This window comes from Pseudomonas sp. EL_65y_Pfl1_R83, from assembly GCF_963970695.1.
GTDB lineage: Bacteria > Pseudomonadota > Gammaproteobacteria > Pseudomonadales > Pseudomonadaceae > Aquipseudomonas > Aquipseudomonas tritici.
In genome coordinates this window covers 1-459 of the sequence record NZ_CAXAQI010000402.1, presented here as the reverse complement: position 1 = coordinate 459, position 459 = coordinate 1, and the positions used below count along the sequence as shown (strand labels likewise).

Annotated in this window: 2 protein-coding genes; one reads left to right on the top strand and one right to left on the bottom strand. The window is 64.7% G+C overall.

Annotation, left to right across the window (positions count from 1 at the left end; genetic code table 11):
* Positions 1–2: 2 nt before the first annotated feature.
* Entirely contained in the window at positions 3–296 is a 294-nt protein-coding gene (locus tag AACY08_RS29515) for a PaaI family thioesterase (protein WP_339472619.1), read from the bottom strand.
* Between AACY08_RS29515 and AACY08_RS29510 the strand changes: the two genes are divergently transcribed.
* Positions 279–459 (top strand): hypothetical protein (locus AACY08_RS29510; protein WP_339472617.1); only part of this gene is annotated, 181 nt, incomplete at its 3' end. The genes AACY08_RS29515 and AACY08_RS29510 overlap by 18 nt on opposite strands.

The window sequence follows — 459 nt, the reverse complement described above, 5'->3', positions numbered from 1 at the left end:
GCTCACTGATTGGCCCCCGGCGGCGTCGATTTGCGGAGCGTGCCCGTGAAACTGGCGATCGTCGGCGTGGCGTCCTGGACAATCAGCCCGCGCAGAAACAGCATGTTGCGCGTTTCCCGCAGCAATTCGACATGCGCCTCCAGCGGAACGCCGATCGCGCCGCCCCCGATGAACTGCGCCGACAGATCGAGCGTCACCGCCCCGCCCGCCTGCAAGACACCGAAGCCGCGCGCCGCCGCGAACAGCGCGACATCCATGAAACCGAGCAAGGCCCCGCCATGCACATCGCCGCGCATATTGGAATGTTCGTGCCGCGGCAGCATCCGCACCCGCGCGATCGGGCCTTCGACCTTGACCAGCAACGGCTCGATAAAGCTGTTGAAGCGCGTCGGATCGCGAAACTACCAGCGCTTCCATCCCGGCAGATCGGGATCGTCGTCATACGAAAAAGGAGCTTCA

What these genes read in the sequence shown, in the direction of transcription:
- AACY08_RS29515 (WP_339472619.1), bottom strand. Translation starts at nt 296, where the DNA reads ATGCGCGGCGATGTGCATGGCGGGGCCTTGCTCGGTTTCATGGATGTC.